The sequence below is a fragment of the Fulvimarina pelagi HTCC2506 genome, assembly GCF_000153705.1.
Classification (GTDB): Bacteria; Pseudomonadota; Alphaproteobacteria; order Rhizobiales; family Rhizobiaceae; genus Fulvimarina; species Fulvimarina pelagi.
The window spans coordinates 2,311,974-2,313,858 of record NZ_DS022272.1 but is presented as its reverse complement, the minus strand read 5'-3'; the positions used below and the strand labels follow the sequence as shown (position 1 = coordinate 2,313,858).

Below are 1,885 nucleotides of genomic sequence, written 5' to 3'. Positions count from 1 at the left end.
TCGGAGCCCAGCTCTTCTGGCTGGAAAAGCGCTTCCCCGATCGCTTCGAGGCGGCAGATACAATCATCACCTATCCGCAGTTTTGGGCGTTCAGGCTGACCGGCGTCAGAGCCTCGGAGGTCACGCAGCTCGGCTGCCATACCGATCTCTGGCGGTCGGCTGAGAAAGACTACTCTTCGCTGGTCGACAGACGCAGATGGCGGAAGAAGTTCGCGCCGCTGCGGTCCGCCTTCGATTGTTTGGGACCTTTGAAGCCGGAGATCCGCGCCGCGATGGCAGGCGAAGGCGAGGTTCCGGTATTCTGTGGAATCCACGACTCCAATGCCTCGCTCCTGCCGCATCTCATGTCCCGCGAGGGCACGTTCACCGTCGTCTCGACTGGTACGTGGGCGATCCTCTTCGCCGTTGGGACGGAGTCGAGACCGCTCGACCGCGATCGGGACACCCTCGCCAATGTGGACGCGTTCGGCCGTCCGGTCCCGTCCGCGCGCTTCATGGCCGGCCGCGAGTTCACCGAGATGGCCGGTGGTGAGCCCGGCGAGGCGAGCCGCGAGGCTGCGGAAGCCGTGATCGCAAAGGGTGTCATGGCCCTGCCGAGTTTCGCGAGCGGCACAGGACCTTTCCCGGATCGGGAAGGGACGTGGACACATGATCCCGAAAGCATTTTGCAGTCCGAACGAACGGCAGCCGCAAGCCTCACCATCGCACTGACGACTGAGACATGTCTCGGTCTCATCGGGGCCAGTGGCCCGATCATCGTCGAGGGACCTTTTGCCCGTAACGTTGTCTATTGCGATGCACTTGCCGGCCTGACCGGCATGGCGGTGGAGGCGAAACCCGGTCTCACCGGCACGGCGGCCGGGGCCGCGCTTCTGGCTCTTGGACCATCCGGCGGGCCCAGAAAGGTGCGACAGAAGCCACATGAGACGGTGAGGAAGCCGCTTCGGGGTCTCGACGCCTACGCTGCGGAATGGCGGTGGCAGGTCTCAGGCGACATGCCGGACACAGGTGAGAGGGTGGGAAGAGCGAGATGACGGCTGGATCGTCGACTTATTGTACCTGCGGTTCGTCTTCGCCTGGTGTCCGATGACCCCGATCGTCGAGCTTGTGCGCGTCTCGAAGGCGTTCGGTCCGGTCAAGGTGCTGGCGGGGGTCGATTTCGATCTTTATCCCGGCGAGGTCCACGCCCTGATGGGCGAGAACGGCGCCGGCAAGTCGACCATGATCCGCATCGCCTCCGGCGACCACCGTGCGGACGAGGGCGAAATCCATCTTGATGGCGAGGTCCGTCGGTTCAGCGGTCCGCGCGAGGCACAAGCGGAAGGAATCGCGGTCGTTCACCAGGAGCTGCTGCTCTTTCCGGCGCTGAGCGTCGCCGAGAACATCTTCCTCGGCCATCAGCCGAAGACGCGCCGCGGCTTCGTCGACTGGGCGAAGATGCGGCGCGAGGCGCGAGAACTGCTTGACCGACTCGACTGCCCTCGGCTCGACGTCGACCAACGCGTCTCAAAGTTATCCGTCGCCGATCGTCAGCGTGTCGAGATCGCGAGAGCCCTATCGCGTCAGGCCCGCGTGCTCATTATGGACGAGCCGACGGCAGCGCTCGCCGAAGCCGATGTCAAACGCTTGTTGGAGGTGATACGGCGCTTGCGCGAGGACGGCGTCGCCATCGTGTACGTCTCCCACCGGATGAACGAGATCTTCGCAATTGCCGATCGCGTCACAGTCCTGCGCGACGGCAAATCGATCGGCACCCATCCAGTTTCCGAGGTCACCGAAGCCTCCCTCGTCTCGATGATGGTCGGCCGGGACATCCAGCAGCTTTTTCCGAAGATCGAGGTCAAGCGCGGCGAGACGCGGCTGGAGGTGCGCAATCTCTCCCGCG

The 1,885-nt window shown here is 64.1% G+C and carries 2 protein-coding genes; both read left to right on the top strand.

The annotated features are described in order from the left end of the window. Positions 1 to 1,034: acetate and sugar kinases/Hsc70/actin family protein (locus FP2506_RS10885; protein WP_007067530.1), on the top strand; the 1,034-nt coding region annotated here is incomplete at its 5' end. Positions 1,035 to 1,053: 19 nt separating this feature from the next. Next, the coding region (locus FP2506_RS10880; protein WP_244404166.1) for a sugar ABC transporter ATP-binding protein at positions 1,054 to 1,885 on the top strand (832 nt) is incomplete at its 3' end.